The 14571-nt window shown below is 71.9% G+C and carries 15 protein-coding genes; 1 reads left to right on the forward strand and 14 read right to left on the reverse strand.

Features of this window, described 5'->3' with window-relative positions:
- The first annotated feature begins 93 nt into the window (after positions 1–93).
- The gene (locus ABD875_RS21185) at positions 94–882 is read left to right on the forward strand and encodes a hypothetical protein (RefSeq protein WP_345182042.1); all 789 of its coding nucleotides are present in this window, start codon (positions 94–96) and stop codon (positions 880–882) included.
- Between the two features lie 3 nt (positions 883–885).
- Here ABD875_RS21185 and ABD875_RS21190 read toward each other — a convergent pair whose 3' ends face one another.
- From ABD875_RS21190 to ABD875_RS21255, 14 genes are all read right to left on the reverse strand, one after another.
- Entirely contained in the window at positions 886–1317 is a 432-nt protein-coding gene (locus tag ABD875_RS21190) for a type II 3-dehydroquinate dehydratase (RefSeq protein ID WP_345182044.1), read from the reverse strand.
- Positions 1314–2420 carry a 3-dehydroquinate synthase gene (aroB, locus tag ABD875_RS21195; RefSeq protein ID WP_345182047.1) on the reverse strand — a complete coding sequence of 369 codons (1107 nt, stop codon included), beginning with the start codon at positions 2418–2420 and terminating at the stop codon, positions 1314–1316. The genes ABD875_RS21190 and aroB overlap by 4 nt, the downstream gene beginning before the upstream one ends.
- An 8-nt stretch (positions 2421–2428) precedes the next feature.
- Positions 2429–2941: a shikimate kinase gene (locus tag ABD875_RS21200; RefSeq protein WP_345182049.1), complete on the reverse strand. Its 513-nt coding sequence runs from the start codon at positions 2939–2941 to the stop codon at positions 2429–2431.
- Positions 2938–4116 (reverse strand): chorismate synthase, encoded by a 1179-nt coding sequence (aroC, locus tag ABD875_RS21205; protein ID WP_345182051.1) that lies wholly within the window; start codon positions 4114–4116, stop codon positions 2938–2940. Before aroC ends, ABD875_RS21200 begins: the two co-directional genes overlap by 4 nt.
- A 40-nt stretch (positions 4117–4156) precedes the next feature.
- A complete protein-coding gene (locus ABD875_RS21210; protein WP_345182054.1) occupies positions 4157–4816 on the reverse strand; it encodes a prepilin peptidase in 660 nt (219 codons plus the stop codon).
- Positions 4817–4823: 7 nt separating this feature from the next.
- A complete protein-coding gene (locus ABD875_RS21215) occupies positions 4824–5639 on the reverse strand; it encodes a shikimate dehydrogenase (RefSeq protein ID WP_345182056.1) in 816 nt (271 codons plus the stop codon).
- Positions 5640–5649: 10 nt separating this feature from the next.
- The gene (gene mltG / locus ABD875_RS21220) at positions 5650–6858 is read right to left on the reverse strand and encodes an endolytic transglycosylase MltG (protein WP_345182058.1); all 1209 of its coding nucleotides are present in this window, start codon (positions 6856–6858) and stop codon (positions 5650–5652) included.
- A complete protein-coding gene (gene ruvX / locus ABD875_RS21225) occupies positions 6859–7314 on the reverse strand; it encodes a Holliday junction resolvase RuvX (protein ID WP_345182060.1) in 456 nt (151 codons plus the stop codon).
- Positions 7314–9986: an alanine--tRNA ligase gene (gene alaS, locus ABD875_RS21230; protein WP_345182063.1), complete on the reverse strand. Its 2673-nt coding sequence runs from the start codon at positions 9984–9986 to the stop codon at positions 7314–7316. Before alaS ends, ruvX begins: the two co-directional genes overlap by 1 nt.
- Complete coding sequence (locus ABD875_RS21235; RefSeq protein WP_345182065.1) at positions 9986–10273, reverse strand: DUF6167 family protein; 288 nt, start codon at positions 10271–10273, stop codon at positions 9986–9988. Before ABD875_RS21235 ends, alaS begins: the two co-directional genes overlap by 1 nt.
- A complete protein-coding gene (locus ABD875_RS21240; RefSeq protein ID WP_345182067.1) occupies positions 10270–10749 on the reverse strand; it encodes a hypothetical protein in 480 nt (159 codons plus the stop codon). Before ABD875_RS21240 ends, ABD875_RS21235 begins: the two co-directional genes overlap by 4 nt.
- 106 nt (positions 10750–10855) lie before the next feature.
- Positions 10856–12226: a replication-associated recombination protein A gene (locus tag ABD875_RS21245; protein WP_345182070.1), complete on the reverse strand. Its 1371-nt coding sequence runs from the start codon at positions 12224–12226 to the stop codon at positions 10856–10858.
- Between the two features lie 16 nt (positions 12227–12242).
- Positions 12243–13397, reverse strand: a complete 1155-nt coding sequence (locus ABD875_RS21250; protein ID WP_345182592.1) for an ABC transporter ATP-binding protein — start codon at positions 13395–13397, stop codon at positions 12243–12245.
- 140 nt (positions 13398–13537) lie between these two features.
- Positions 13538–14551, reverse strand: a complete 1014-nt coding sequence (locus ABD875_RS21255) for an ABC transporter ATP-binding protein (RefSeq protein WP_345182072.1) — start codon at positions 14549–14551, stop codon at positions 13538–13540.
- Positions 14552–14571 lie beyond the last annotated feature (20 nt).

The raw sequence follows: 14571 nt of genomic DNA on the forward strand, positions 1-14571 counted from the left end.
CGACGCGAGGCCGGTGGCCCGGGTTCCACCCGGCCGGGCTCATGGCCCGGACGGTCTATGGCTGGCCGCGAACGGGGTCCCTACCGTCGAACGATGGATACCTTCAAGCGTCAGTGGATCGGCATCGTTCTCGGCATCCTCGCGCTGTTCGTGGCCCTGGGCGGGCCCGCAGTCGCGTCCAGCACCGCCAAGGCGGCAGGCAAGCTCATCACCAGCAAGCAGATCAAGGACGGCACGATCCAGACCAAGGACATCAGCCCCACGGCTCGCAACGCGCTGAAGGGCCAGACGGGACCGGCCGGTCCGCCAGGTCCCGCGGGCGCCCAGGGACCGCAGGGCGAGCCCGGGCCGGCCGGCTCGATCCAGGACGCCCCCGCAGGTGGCGACCTGACCGGCACGTACCCGAACCCGCAGCTCGGTCCCCAGAGCGTCGGGCTGCCCGAGCTGGGCACGATCCCCGCGGTCCGCGTCACGGGGACGGCGAGCGCGATCCCGAACAACGTGTCGGGCGGCACGGTCGTCAACTGGGGCTCGGGGATCACCTTCGAGACCGGTGGCGACCTGTTCGACGCCGCCGAGGGGACCCGCCTGGTCGCCCCGGTGACCGGCATCTACCAGGCGACGGCGACCCTCGGCTTCAACTCCAACGCCACGGGCACCCGCTCGGTGAACATCGCGATCAACGACCTGAACACCTCCCCCGCGTGCTTCGACCGTGACCAGGCGACCTCCGACGGCTCCACGTTCGTGCACGTCAGCTGCCCGGTGCGGCTGCTCGCCGGCGAGTTCGTCACGGTCCGCGCCACCCAGACGTCCGGTGCCGCCCTCGGCTTCAGCGGCTTCGACTCGGCCTCCCTCACCTGGATCGGACGGGCCTCGTGATGCTCAGGCGCGGGCGATGACCTCGAGGGCCATCCGGTAGCCCTCGATGCCGTGCCCGGCGACCACCTCCGCGGCGTACGGCGTCACCACCGACGTGTGGCGGAACTCCTCGGGTCGCTGGTGGGGGTCGGAGATGTGGACCTCCACCAGCGGGGCGACCAGCTGCGCGCAGGCGTCGAAGATCGCGTACGAGTAGTGCGTCCACGCCGCGGCGTTGAGCACGACCGGGTTCGCGTCGTCGGCGGCGGCGTTGAGCCAGTCGAGCATCTCGCCCTCGTGGTTGGTCTGCCGCACCTCGACCTCGAGGCCGAGCGCGGCGCCCCACTCGACGCACAGGTGGGCGAGCTCGGCGTGGGTGGTGGCGCCGTAGATCTCCGGCTGCCGCCGGCCGAGCCGGCCGAGGTTCGGGCCGTTGAGCACCAGCACCTTCGTCACGAGCGACCTCCGATCGCGGTGTAGGCGTCGCGCAGGTCCGCCAGCGACGGCCCGGCGAGCACGGCGGGCTTGGCGACGTCGGTGAGCACCACGAACCGCAGCTGCGAGCCGCGGGACTTCTTGTCGACCTTCATGGCGGCGTGCAGGTCGTCGAACGACGCCTTGGCGTACGTCGTCGGCAGCCCGACCCGGGCGAACACCTCGCGGTGCCGCTCGACGACGTCGACGTCGAGGGTCCCGGCCCGCGCGGCCAGCTCGGCGACGTACACGCACCCGATCGCCACGGCCTCGCCGTGGCGGATCCGGTAGTTCTCGGTGCGCTCGATCGCGTGCGCCATCGTGTGGCCGTAGTTGAGGACCTCGCGACCCGGGTGGCCCTTCGCGCCGCCGGTCTCCTTGAGGTCGGCCGCCACCACCTCGGCCTTGACCGCGACCGCCCGCTCGACGAGCTCGCGGAGCGCGGCGGAGTCGGGAGTGATCTCGGCGGGGTCGTTGCCCTCCACGAGGTCGAGGATCGCGGGGTCGGCGATGAAGCCGCACTTGACGACCTCGCCCAGGCCGGCGACCAGCTCGGGGCGGGGCAGCCCGCGCAGCGTGGACAGGTCGCACAGCACCCCGGCGGGCTCGTGGAACGAGCCGACGAGGTTCTTGCCGCTGCGCGTGTTGATGCCGGTCTTGCCGCCGACCGCCGCGTCGACCATGCCCAGCAGCGTGGTGGGCACGTGCACGACCTTCACGCCACGCAGCCAGGTCGCCGCCACGAAGCCACCGAGGTCGGTGGTCGCGCCGCCGCCGAACGTCACCAGCGCGTCGGAGCGGGTGAACCCGGCCTCGCCGAGCGCCTCCCAGCACGACACCGCGACCGCGGCCTTCTTGGCGCGCTCCCCGTCGGGGATCGGCAGGACCATCACGTCGTACGCCGCTGCGAGGGAGTCCAGCACGGGGCGGACCAGCTCGGAGAGCGCGTCGGAGAACACCACCGCGACCCGCTGCACGCCGACTCCCAGCATCTGCGGGAGCCGCTCCGACAGGTCGTGCCCGATCACCACGTCGTACGGCGACTGCCCGCCGACACGCAGCACGGTGTCCTTCTTCTTCCTCATCCCGCCCCTCACGACCGATTCCGAGTCAACGTCGCGTCGATGTCCCCGGCGACATCCTCGGGGGTGCGGCCGTCGGTGTCCACGACCAGGGTCGCCACCGACTCGTAGATCGGGGTGCGCTCGTCGAGCAGCGCCTTGATCTGGCCGCGGACGTTGCCGAGCAGCAGCGGGCGCGACGTGCCGAGCCCGACCCGCTTCACGGCGTCCGCGAGCCCGACCCGCAGGAACACGACCTCGTGGCCGGCGAGGAGCTCGCGGGTGCCGGGGTCGAGCACCGCTCCCCCGCCGAGCGCCAGCACGCCGTCGTGGGAGGCCAGGGCCGCGGCGACGGCCTCGCGCTCGAGGCGCCGGAACTCCGCCTCCCCCGAGTCCACGAAGATGTCGGAGATCGTGCGGCCCTCGGCTCTCTCGACGTCGTGGTCGGTGTCTCGGACCGAGACGCCCCAGGCCTCGGCCAGGAGGCCGGCGACCGTCGTCTTGCCGGCTCCCATCGGGCCGACCAGGACGACCCGTGGGCTCACTTGAACCTCAGCGTGTCCAGGTAGCTCTCGGCGTTGCGGCGGGTCTCGGCCACGGAGTCACCGCCGAACTTCTCGAGCACCGCGTCGGCGAGGACCAGCGCGACCATCGCCTCGGCGACGATGCCGGCGGCCGGCACGGCGCACACGTCGGAGCGCTGGTGGTGGGCGACCGCCTCCTCGCCGGTGGCGACGTCGACGGTGCGCAGCGCACGCGGCACGGTCGCGATCGGCTTCATCGCGGCGCGGACCCGCAGGATCTCGCCGGTCGTCATCCCGCCCTCGGTGCCGCCGGAGCGGCCGCTGACACGACGGATCCCGTCGGCGGTCGGGACGATCTCGTCGTGCGCGAGGGAGCCCGGGGTGGCCGCGAGCTCGAAGCCGTCCCCGACCTCGACGCCCTTGATCGCCTGGATGCCCATGAGGGCGCCCGCGAGGCGCGAGTCGAGACGCCGGTCCCAGTGCACGTGCGACCCGAGGCCCGGCGGCAGCCCGTGCACGACGACCTCGACGACACCGCCGAGCGTGTCGCCGTCCTTGTGCGCCTGGTCGATCGCGGCGACCATCTGCTTCGAGGCGTCGGCGTCGAGGCACCGGACCTCGTCGGCGTCGAGGCGGGCGACGTCGCTCGGCTCGGGCCACAGCCCGGCCGGCGCACGGACGCCGCCGAGCTCGATCACGTGGGAGACGACCTGTGCCCCGACGGCCTGCTCCAGGAAGTTCGAGGCGACGCGGCCCAGCGCGACCCGGGCCGCGGTCTCGCGCGCGGACGCGCGCTCGAGGATCGGGCGGGCCTCCTCGAAGTCGTACTTCTGCATGCCGGCGAGGTCGGCGTGGCCGGGCCGCGGCCGGGTCAGCGGGGCGTTGCGCGCGAGGGCGTCCAGCTCGGCCTGGTCGACGGGGTCGGCCGACATCACCTTCTCCCACTTCGGCCACTCGGTGTTGCCGACCTGGATCGCGACCGGGCCGCCCTGAGTCTCGCCGTGGCGGACACCGCCGACCAGGGTGACCTCGTCCTGCTCGAACTTCATCCGGGCGCCGCGGCCGTAGCCGAGGCGGCGCCGGGCCAGCGAGTCGGCGATGTCGTCGGAGGTCACCCGCACGTGGGCCGGCAGCCCCTCGAGGATCGCGACCAGGGAGGGGCCGTGGGACTCGCCCGCAGTCAGCCAACGCAGCATGAGCCCAGTGTTTCACGGCTGTTCGCCGGTCGGTCGGCGGTCACCCGGAGACGAGATACGACCAGACCGCCGGCCCGAACGCGATGCCGGCGAGGGCGCCGACCAGCAGGAACGGGCCGAAGGGGTACGACGCCTTGAGCGCCTGCCGGTCACGGCGCAGCAGCGCGATCACGAACCCGGACACGGCGAACACCAGGAACCCGCCGTAGACGCCGACCAGGAGCTCGGCCCAGCCGAGGTAGCCGAGCGCGAAGCCGAGCACGGCCGAGAGCCGGACGTCGCCGTAGCCCATCCCGGCGGGGTGGATCCACCACAGCGCGTGGAACGCCAGGAACACCACGGCCGAGCCGAGTGCGGCTCGCCCCAGCGCCTCCGGGTCGTCCTCGATCAGCGCCGACACGGCAGCCAGGGCGATCACGCCCCCGAACGCCGGCCAGATGATCACGGTCGGCAGCAGGTGGGTCCGGGCGTCGATCAGGCCGAGCGCGACGCCGACCGGCACCAGCGGGAGGAGGAACAGCAGGGACCAAGAGGCCCCGAGCGTGCCTCCGATGACCGCCCCGGCAGCCGCCGCGACCGGGACGGCGTACGGCTCGTGCTGACGCACGGCCGCGGGGACGCGGGCGACCAGGAGCGGCACGGTCAGCGCACCGGCGGCGCAGGCGGTCGCGCTGACCAGGGCGGCCTCCCAGGAGGTCATGGAACGGTCACGGGCCGGCCCGGCGCGCCGCCAAGGCCTCCTCGCCGGCGGTGCGCATGGCATCCAGCGGTCCGGGGAGTCCGGTGAACAGCTCGAACTGGAGCACCGCCTGGTGCACGAGCAGGTCGAGCCCGCTGATCAGCACCCGGTCCCGGGCTGCGGCGGCCAGCGGAGTCGGCCAGGGGTCGTAGACGACCTCGAAGACCACCGGGACGTCGTCGCAGCGGGCCACGAGGGCGGCATCCTGGGCGGCGGCAGGGATCGTGGACACCACGACCTCACCGGTGACCTCGCCGTCTGCCAGCGCGTCGAGGACCACCTCGGGCCGTGACGGGTGCGCCCGGATCGCCTCCGCGGCGTCGGCGGCACGCTCGGGCGTGCGCGCGAGCACGCGGACGGTCCTGGCGCCGAGCTCGCACAGCGCCAACCCGGTCGACGCGGCCGTCGCGCCACCGCCGAGGACCGTGGCCGCGGTCACCGGGCCGTCGTAGCGCTCCCGGATCGCCGCGACCGCTCCGGGCAGGTCGGTGTTGTCCGCGAACAGGCCGTCCTCGACGAACACCAGCGTGTTGACCCCGCCTGCGAGCCGGGCGCGCTCGGTGACCGTTCCGTGCGTGAACGCGAGCCCGCTGCGCTTGTGCGGCATCGTCAGCGACAACCCCCGCCACTCCGGGCCGCAACCCAGCACGAACGCCGGGAACTCCTCGGCGGTCACCCGGATCGAGTCGTACTGCCAGTCGAGCCCGACCTCGGCGTACCCCGCCCGGTGCAGGGTCGGCGACAGCGAGTGGGCGATCGGGTCGCCCAGGACCGCGCACCTCATCGCGACCCGGTCAGCACCGGTCGGACTGGGTGGCGCAGTACTCATCCAGCTCTGCCTTGAACTGGAGGAACTCGTCGTAGGACTCGGTGAACTTCGTCTCGCCGGTCTTGAGGTTGACCGTGACGTAGAACAGCCAGTCGCCGTCCGCCGGGTTCGCCGCTGCCTGGATGGCCGCGTCGCCGGGCGCCTCGATCGGGCCCGGCGGGAGACCCACCTGGGTGTAGGTGTTGTAGGGCGAGTCGGCGACCGAGTCGATCTCCTCCTGCGTCAGACGGGTGACGCCGGACCGGCCGAGCGCGTAGTTCACGGCTGCGTCGACCTGAAGCAGGCCGTTGGTCACGCCGTTGTCGGGGTTCTCGATCCGGTTGTAGATCACCCGGGAGATGTTCGGCATGTCGTCGCCGCGCCCCTCGGCCTCGACGAGGCTGGCGACGGTCATCAGCTCGTGCGGGGTGTAGCCGAGCTCAGCGGCGCGCGCCTCGAGGTCGGCGTCCTCGGCCGCCTGCTTCCAGCGGTCGACCATCGCGCTGAGCATCCGCTTCGGGTCGTCGTTCGGCCCGAAGTCGTACGTCGCCGGGAACAGGTACCCCTCCGGGTTGCCCTCGGCGTAGTCGGGCAGCCCCAGCTGACCGGGGTCGGCGAGGACCTTCTCGAAGTCCTTCGCCTTGAAGTCGGTGTTCTCGGCCAGGGTCTCGACGATCTGGTCGACGGAGTAGCCCTCGGGGATGGTGACGGTGTTCTTCACCAGGTTCGCGGGGTCCACCAGGATCTCGACGACGTCCTCGGCGGCCATCTCCTTCTTCAGCTGGTAGAAGCCGAACTGGATCTGGCTCGAGTCGGGGTTGGCGATCGCGGCGTTGGTGAAGGCGTCGACCGACTCCACGACCCCGGCTGCCTTCAGGTTGCGGCCCATCTCGGCGACGGTGTCGCCCTGCTCGACCTCGAACACGACCTTGCCGCGGCCCGGGCCCGGGTAGTCGGGTGCCGACTCGAACTGGTCGCGGACGGTGTCGATGCCCCACGAGACCACGAAGTAGAAGCCGCCGACGATGACCGCCAGGGCGACCAGGACGGCGATGCAGCCCGGCACGCTGCGGCGCTTGCGCGCGCGGCGGCGCCCGCCCGGCTCGTAGGGCGCGTCGTCCTCGCCGTCGAAGTCGTCACCGAGCAGGCCGGTGTCCTCCTCGGTGGCGTCGTACTGGTCGTGCTCGTCGGTCATCTACGTCTCCTCGACGATCTCGCCCGGTGCAGCGCCCGTCGCGCGTTCGGTGTCCAGTGCGTGCTGCAGGATGAGGACGGCAGCCGCCTGATCCACCACGGCGCGCCGCTTGCCCCCCTTGCGGCCCTGGTCGCGCAGCATAGCCTCCGCCGAAACCGTGGTCATCCGCTCGTCGACGAGCCGGACCGGGACCGGCGAGACCCGCCGAGCGAGGGCCGCGGCGAACTCGCGCACCTTCGCAGCCGCCGGCCCCTCTCCCCCCGACAGCGATCGGGGCAGCCCCACGACGACCTCGACGGCCTCTTCCTCGGCGAGGATCCGCGCGATCCGGGCGAGGTCGCCCTTGCCGCGGCGCACGGTCTCGACCGGGGTCGCCAGGAACCCGGTCGGGTCGCTGCGCGCGACCCCGATCCGGGCGTCCCCGGGGTCGATGCCGAGGCGTACGCCGTGGCGCATCAGGCGGACGCCACCCGGCCGACCTCGGTCGTGACGACGGCGAGCGCCTCGTCGATGCGGGAGGAGTCGGTGCCGCCGCCCTGGGCGACGTCGGCCTTGCCACCGCCCTTGCCGCCGACCAGCGGGCCGACCGCGCGGACCAGGTCGTTGGCGCTCAGGCCGCGGGCCTGCGCCTCGTCGTTGAGCGCGGCGACGACCGACACCTTGCCGTCGGCGGCGCCGATCACGACGACGACGCCCGGCTCGCCCTGCGGCAGCCGGCCTCGGACGTCGAGCGCGAGCGTGCGCACGTCACCGCCCGAGGCGCCGTCGGCGCGGTGCGCCACCAGGTTGACCGGCCCGACCTTGGCCGCACCGGCGGCGAGCTCGCCCCCGGCCGCGAGCAGCTGGCCGACGCGGACCCTCTCGATCTCCTTCTCGGCCGCGCGCAGCTTCTCGACGATGTCGTTGACGCGCTCGGGCAGCTGCTCGGGGCGCACCTTGAGCGCCTCGGACAGCTGGTTGACCAGCACGTGCTCGCGGGCGAGGAAGCGGTAGGCGTCGCTGCCGACCAGCGCCTCGACGCGGCGTACGCCGGAGCCGATGGACGACTCGTGGAGCAGCTTGATGACGCCGAGCTTGCCGGAGCTGCCGGCGTGCGTGCCGCCGCAGAGCTCACGAGCCCAGTCGCCCACCGACACGACCCGCACCCGGTCGCCGTACTTCTCGCCGAAGAGCGCCATCGCGCCGGACTTCACGGCCTCGGCCTGGCTCATGACCTCGGCCCCGACGGCGAGGTCCTCGAGCACCACCTCGTTGACCCGCGCCTCGACGTCGGCCATCACCGACTCGGGAACGGCACCGGTCGCGGAGAAGTCGAAGCGGAAGCGGCCCGGGGCGTTCTCGGAGCCCGCCTGGGTCGCGGTCTCCCCCAGCGCCTCGCGGAACGCCTTGTGCACCATGTGCGTCGCGGTGTGGGCACGCGAGATGGACCGGCGCCGCTCGAGGTCGACCGCGGCGTGTGCGCCGAGCCCGGTGGTGACCTCGCCGGAGAGCACCTTGACCTTGTGCACGATCAGGCCGGTGACGGGCGACTGCACGTCGTAGACCTCGAGACGCGCGCCGTTCGCGAGCTCGATCACGCCCTGGTCGGCGAGCTGGCCGCCGCCCTCGGCGTAGAACGGGGTGCGGTCGAGCACCAGCTCGACCTCGTCACCCGGACCGGCCGCCGAGACGACGCCGCCCGCGGCGACGATGCCGCGCACCGAGCCCTCGTCGGTGGTCACGTCGTAGCCGGTGAACTCCACGGCGTGGCCCATCGAGTCGGCGACCTCGCGGTACGCCGAGGCGTCCCGGTGGGCGCCCTTCTTGGAGCGCGCGTCGTCCTTGGCGCGCTGCCGCTGCTCGTTCATGAGCCGGCGGAAGCCCTCTTCGTCGACCGAGAGCCCCTGCTCCGCGGCCATCTCGAGGGTGATGTCGATCGGGAAGCCGTAGGTGTCGTGCAGCGCGAACGCCTTGTCGCCGGACAGCTGCGTGCCGCCGGACTCCTTCAGCTCGGTGGTGGCCAGGTCGAAGATCGACGTGCCCGCGCGCAGGGTCTGGCGGAAGGCCTGCTCCTCGGCGTAGGCGACCGTCGAGATCCGCTCCCAGTCCTGGTGCAGGGCGGTGTAGGTCTCGCCCATCTTGTCGCGACTGATCGGCATCAGCTCCGGCAGCGCCGGGTCCTCGTAGCCGAGCAGGCGCATCGAGCGCACCGCGCGGCGCAGCAGGCGGCGCAGCACGTAGCCGCGCGCCTCGTTGCCGGGGGTGACGCCGTCGGAGATGAGCATCATCGAGCTGCGGACGTGGTCGGCGACCACGCGGAACCGGATGTCGTCCTCGGGGTCGGCGCCGTACCGCCTGCCCGACAGCTGCTCGGCCATCTGGATGACCGGGAACATCACGTCGATCTCGTACATGTTGTCGACGCCCTGGGTCAGGAACGCGACCCGCTCGAGGCCCATGCCGGTGTCGATGTTCTTCTTCGGCAGCGACCCGGCGATGTCGAAGTCCTCCTTGGACCGCACCGCGCTGAGCTCGTCCTGCATGAAGACGAGGTTCCAGAACTCGAGGTAGCGGTCCTCGGCGGAGAAGTCGCCGTCGGGACCGTACGCCGGGCCGCGGTCGATCAGCAGCTCCGAGCACGGGCCGCCCGGGCCGGGCACGCCCATCGACCAGTAGTTCTCCTTGGGGCCGAGCCGCGCGATCCGGTCGTCGGGCAGCCCGGTGATCTTCTTCCAGAGATGCAGCGCCTCGTCGTCGCCGTCCAGGATCGACGGGTAGAGCTTGGACTCGTCGAACCCCCACCCGCCGTCGGCCTGCGACTTGGTGACGAGGTCCCACGCGAGCTCGATCGCGTGCTCCTTGAAGTAGTCGCCGAAGGAGAAGTTGCCGCACATCTCGAAGAAGGTGCCGTGCCGGCTGGTCTTGCCGACGTCCTCGATGTCGGGCGTGCGCACGCACTTCTGGACGCTGGCCGCCCGGGTGTACGGCGGGGTCTCCTGGCCGAGGAAGTACGGCTTGAACGGCACCATGCCGGCGTTGACGAACAGCAGGTTCGGGTCGTCGAGCAGCAGCGATGCGGACGGGACCGGGGTGTGACCGTCGCGCTCGAAGTGAGCGACGAACCTCCGGCGAATCTCCGCGGTGTCCATCAGTTGCTGCCTTCCTGTGTCGTGTCGGTGGCGGGGATCGCCTTGTGGCGGCCGCCGGCGAGCTCGGGTGTCCCATGAGGCACGAGCCCGAGCTTCTCCCGCAACTCCGTTTCCTTGCTGGCCTGGCCCTGGGCGACCTCGTCGCGAAACATCCGCGCGCCGAGCTCCAGCGCGCCGAGCCGGTCCTTGAGCCCGTCGACGGAGAACACCTCGGCCGCACGCCGTCCCCGCACCATCGCGTAGACCGCGGTGCCGGCTCCGGCGGCGAACCAGAGCCCGCGCCTCATGCGGCGTTGCCCTCGTCGGCGCGTTGCCGGGCCTGCCACTCGCGGCGTGCCTGGCGGGTGTCGACCCGGCGCTGCTTGCGGGCCCGCTTCACCTCGCGACCCATCTCGTAGCGGATCCGGTGCCGGGTCTCCGGGTCCAGCGCGCGACGCAGCCCGTGGGCGAGCGACGCGGCCTTCACGACCGTCTCGCGCAGCACGATGTCGGCGAACAGCGTCGTCTCGATCTTGGGCGCCGGCTCCGCCTCGGGCTGACCGAGGCCGGTGATCACGAACTCCGCCTCGGGAGCGGTCCGCGGCTCGGGCCGGCTGACCCGGGCCTCGAGCGCCTCGATCTGCGCCCGCAGCTCGGCCCTCTCGGCCCGCGCGGCCTCCAGCTCACGATCGGTGCGGGACCGGGCGCGCAGCAGCGCGGCGCCGAGCGCGAGCGCGACCAGCGCCAGCACGCCCGCGGCCGCGGCTCCGATCCAGTCCTGCATGGTTCCCGACCCTATCGCGGGCCCCGTCGGTCGAGCCTGTCGAGACCCCGCAACTCGAGGCGGGCGCTCGGGTGCGGGGGTCTCGACGAGCCCGACCACCGCGACCTCACTCGCCGTGGATGATCCGGCGTACCCGCTCCCAGCGCTCCTTGATCGCGGCCTCGGCGCCCAGCGTGGTCGGCTGGTAGTACGCCGCGTCGGCGAGGACGTCGGGGGCGTACTGCTGCTCGGCGATGCCGAACGGCTCGTCATGGCTGTACTTGTACGTCGAGCCGTGACCGATCTTCTTCGCTCCCGCGTAGTGCGCGTCGCGCAGGTGGGGTGGCACCTGGCCGATCTTGCCGGCGCGCACGTCGGCGAGCGCGGCGCCGATCGCGGTGGTGACGGCGTTCGACTTCGGGGCGACCGCGAGCGCGATCGTGGCGTGCGCGAGGGTGAGCTGGGCCTCGGGCATCCCGATCAGCTGGACCACCTGCGCGGCCGCCACGGCGGTCTGGATCGCGGTCGGGTCGGCGAGCCCGATGTCCTCCGAGGCGAGGATCATCAGCCGCCGCGTGATGAACCGCGGGTCCTCCCCCGCCTCGATCATCCGGGCGAGGTAGTGCAGCGCGGCGTCGGCGTCGGAGCCCCGGATCGACTTGATGAACGCGCTGACGACGTCGTAGTGCTGGTCGCCCTGCCGGTCGTAGCGCACGGCAGCGCGGTCGACGGCGGTCTCGGCGGTGGCCAGGTCGACGGTGTCGAGACCCTGCGCGGTCGCGGCGCCGGCCGCGGCCTCGAGGTAGGTCAGGGAACGCCGGGCGTCCCCACCGGCGAGCCGGACTAGGTGCTCGAGCGCGTCGTCGTCGACTTGCACCCGGCCGGCCAGCCCGCGCTCGTCGACGATCGCCTGGTCGAGCACCGACCGCACGTCGTCGTCGGTCAGCGACTCCAGGCGCAGCAGCAGGCTGCGCGACAGCAGCGGCGAGATCACGCTGAAGAACGGGTTCTCGGTGGTCGCGGCGATCAGCGTCACCCAGCGGTTCTCCACACCCGGGAGCAGCGCGTCCTGCTGCGCCTTGCTGAACCGGTGCACCTCGTCGACGAACAGCACGGTCTCCCGCCCGCCCGCGACCAGCTCGGCGCGCGCGGCGTCGATCGCGGCGCGCACCTCCTTCACCCCGGCCGACACCGCGGACACCTCGACGAAGCGCCGGTCGGTCTGCTGGCTCACGATCGCGGCGATCGTCGTCTTGCCGGTGCCCGGCGGGCCCCAGAGCAGCAACGACATCGACTGGTCGCCCTCGACCAGCCGGCGCAGCGGCGAGCCCGGGGCGCGCAGCTGCTCCTGGCCGACGAGCTCGTCGAGCGTGCGCGGGCGCATGCGTACGGCGAGCGGCGCGGACGCGTGCGTGTTCGCGTTCAACGAGCCGCCCCCGGTCCGCGCGCCTGTCGACGCGACGGAACCGGGGGCGTCGAAGAGTCCTTCGTCAGCCACGCTCAGAGACTAGGCCTCACGCGGATGCCATCGTCCTGCGCTCCAGGTCGAACCAGGTGTCGGAGTAGCCGGGCTCGTTGCCGACGTCCGTGCTCGGGCTGGCGCCCGGGTCCGGCGTGCCGGAGTCGTCCACGCCGAGCAGGGACGCCGTCACCGGCTTGTCCGGGTGCTTGCCCAGCTCGCCGGCGAAGTGACAGGCGACCTTGTGCCGCTTGCCGATCTGCAGCAGCGGCGGCTCGACCCGGGCGCAGATCTCCTGCGCCAGCGGGCACCGGGTGCGGAAGCGGCAGCCCGAGGGCGGGTTGATCGGGCTCGGGACGTCGCCCTCGAGCCGGATCCGCTCACGCCGGCCGCCGACCGCGGCCTGCTTCACGTCGGGGACCGCGGACAGCAGCGCCTGCGTGTAGGGGTGGTTCGGCCGGTTGTAGAGCGTCTCGCGGTCGGCGATCTCGACGATCTTGCCGAGGTACATCACCGCGACCTCGGGGCAGAAGTGCCGGACCACGGCGAGGTCGTGCGCGACGAACAGGAACGCGATGCCGAACTCGTCCTGCAGGTCCTGCAGCAGGTTGATGACCTGCGCCTGGATCGACACGTCGAGCGCGGAGACCGGCTCGTCGGCCACCAGCAGCTTCGGCTGCAGGGTGAGCGCCCGGGCGATGCCGATGCGCTGGCGCTGACCACCGGAGAACTCGTGCGGGTAACGGTTGTAGTGCTCGGGGTTCAGGCCCACGATCTCGAGGAGCTCCTGGACCCGGGGCAGGATCTTGTTCTTCGGCAGGATGTTGTGGATCGCCAGCGGCGCCCCGATGATCGCGCCGACGCTGTGCCGCGGGTTCAGCGAGGTGTACGGGTCCTGGAAGATCATCTGGATCTCCCGGCGCAGCGGCTTGAGCCCGCGCGCCGAGGTCTTCGTGATGTCCTTGCCGTCGAAGTTGATGCTGCCGCCGGTCGGCTCGTAGAGCCGCGTGATCAGCCGGCCGGTCGTCGACTTGCCGCAGCCCGACTCGCCCACCAGGCCCAGCGAGCCCCCGGCCGGGACCTGGAAGGACACGCCGTCGACGGCCTGCACGTGGCCGATGGTCCGCCGGATGATCCCCGAGGACTTCACCGGGAAGTACATCCGGAGGTCCTTGACCTCGAGGATCGCCTTCGCGTTCGGGTCCGCCATGGTCGCCCCGTGGCTGGTGACCGGGCCGACGTACGACGCGGCGTCGTCGGTCGGGTCCTGGGTCCCGCTGAACGCGTCCTCGTTCGGCATCGCACTGCCGGCGGGGACCTGCTCGTGGCTGGTCTTCGGCTCGTGGCTGCTCATCGTTCCTCCACCAGGTCCGGCGCGATCTCCGGCAGGACCTCTCGTTCGTACACAGCGTCAGGGTTCGTCAGGTGACACCGCTTCAGGTGGGTCTCGGTGCGAGTCCCGGGCAGCAGCTCCGGCAACGACGTCGTGCACAGGTCCCCGGGCACCTTGTCCCGGTGCGTGCACCGGGGGTGGAACGCACACCCGCTGGGCGGGTTGAGCAGGCTCGGCGGGTTGCCCGGGATCGGGATGAGCTGGGCGGAGGTGTCACCGGTGACGTCCGGGATGCTGGAGATCAGGCCCCACGTGTACGGCATCTCCGGGTGCGTGAGGATCTCCTTGCAGGAGCCGTACTCGACCGCGCGGCCGGCGTACATCACGAGCACGTCGTCGGCCATCTCCGCCACGACACCGAGGTCGTGGGTGATGATGATGACCGCGGCGTCGAAGTCGCGCTGCAGGTCCTGGAGCAGGTCGAGGATCTGCGCCTGAACGGTCACGTCGAGCGCGGTCGTCGGCTCGTCGGCGATCAGCAGGCTGGGGTTGTTGATCAGCCCCATCGCGATCATCGCGCGCTGGCGCATGCCACCCGAGAACTGGTGCGGGTAGTCGTCGACGCGGCGGTCCGGCTGCGGGATCCCGACGCGGTCGAGCATCTCGATCGCCCGAGCGCGGGCGACCTTCTTGCTCACGTCGTGGTGGACGCGGTACGCCTCGCCGATCTGGTTCCCGACCGTGTAGTACGGGTGCATCGCCGAGAGCGGGTCCTGGAAGATCATCGCGACGTCCTTGCCGCGGCGCCGACGCATGTCCTCGTCGCTGAGCTTCAGCAGGTCGACTCCGTCGAGCATGATCTCGCCGCTGACCTGAGCACTCGTGTTGCGGTGCAGGCCGAGGATCGCCGAGCTCGAGACCGACTTGCCGGATCCGGACTCACCCACGATGCCGAGGGTGCTGCCACGCTCCAGGTTGAACGAGAGCCCGTCGGTCGCCTTCACGATGCCGTCGACGGTCGGAAAGTGCACTTTCAGGTCACGGACCGAAA

The sequence above is a fragment of the Nocardioides caricicola genome, assembly GCF_039541135.1.
Classification (GTDB): domain Bacteria; phylum Actinomycetota; class Actinomycetes; order Propionibacteriales; family Nocardioidaceae; genus Nocardioides; species Nocardioides caricicola.

What these genes read in the sequence shown, in the direction of transcription:
- ABD875_RS21185 (WP_345182042.1), top strand. Translation starts at nt 94, where the DNA reads ATGGATACCTTCAAGCGTCAGTGGATCGGCATCGTTCTCGGCATCCTC.
- aroB (WP_345182047.1), bottom strand. Translation starts at nt 2,420, where the DNA reads ATGAGGAAGAAGAAGGACACCGTGCTGCGTGTCGGCGGGCAGTCGCCG.
- aroC (WP_345182051.1), bottom strand. Translation starts at nt 4,116, where the DNA reads ATGCTGCGTTGGCTGACTGCGGGCGAGTCCCACGGCCCCTCCCTGGTC.
- ABD875_RS21210 (WP_345182054.1), bottom strand. Translation starts at nt 4,816, where the DNA reads ATGACCTCCTGGGAGGCCGCCCTGGTCAGCGCGACCGCCTGCGCCGCC.
- ABD875_RS21215 (WP_345182056.1), bottom strand. Translation starts at nt 5,639, where the DNA reads ATGAGGTGCGCGGTCCTGGGCGACCCGATCGCCCACTCGCTGTCGCCG.
- mltG (WP_345182058.1), bottom strand. Translation starts at nt 6,858, where the DNA reads ATGACCGACGAGCACGACCAGTACGACGCCACCGAGGAGGACACCGGC.
- ruvX (WP_345182060.1), bottom strand. Translation starts at nt 7,314, where the DNA reads ATGCGCCACGGCGTACGCCTCGGCATCGACCCCGGGGACGCCCGGATC.
- alaS (WP_345182063.1), bottom strand. Translation starts at nt 9,986, where the DNA reads ATGGACACCGCGGAGATTCGCCGGAGGTTCGTCGCTCACTTCGAGCGC.
- ABD875_RS21235 (WP_345182065.1), bottom strand. Translation starts at nt 10,273, where the DNA reads ATGAGGCGCGGGCTCTGGTTCGCCGCCGGAGCCGGCACCGCGGTCTAC.
- ABD875_RS21240 (WP_345182067.1), bottom strand. Translation starts at nt 10,749, where the DNA reads ATGCAGGACTGGATCGGAGCCGCGGCCGCGGGCGTGCTGGCGCTGGTC.
- ABD875_RS21250 (WP_345182592.1), bottom strand. Translation starts at nt 13,397, where the DNA reads ATGGCGGACCCGAACGCGAAGGCGATCCTCGAGGTCAAGGACCTCCGG.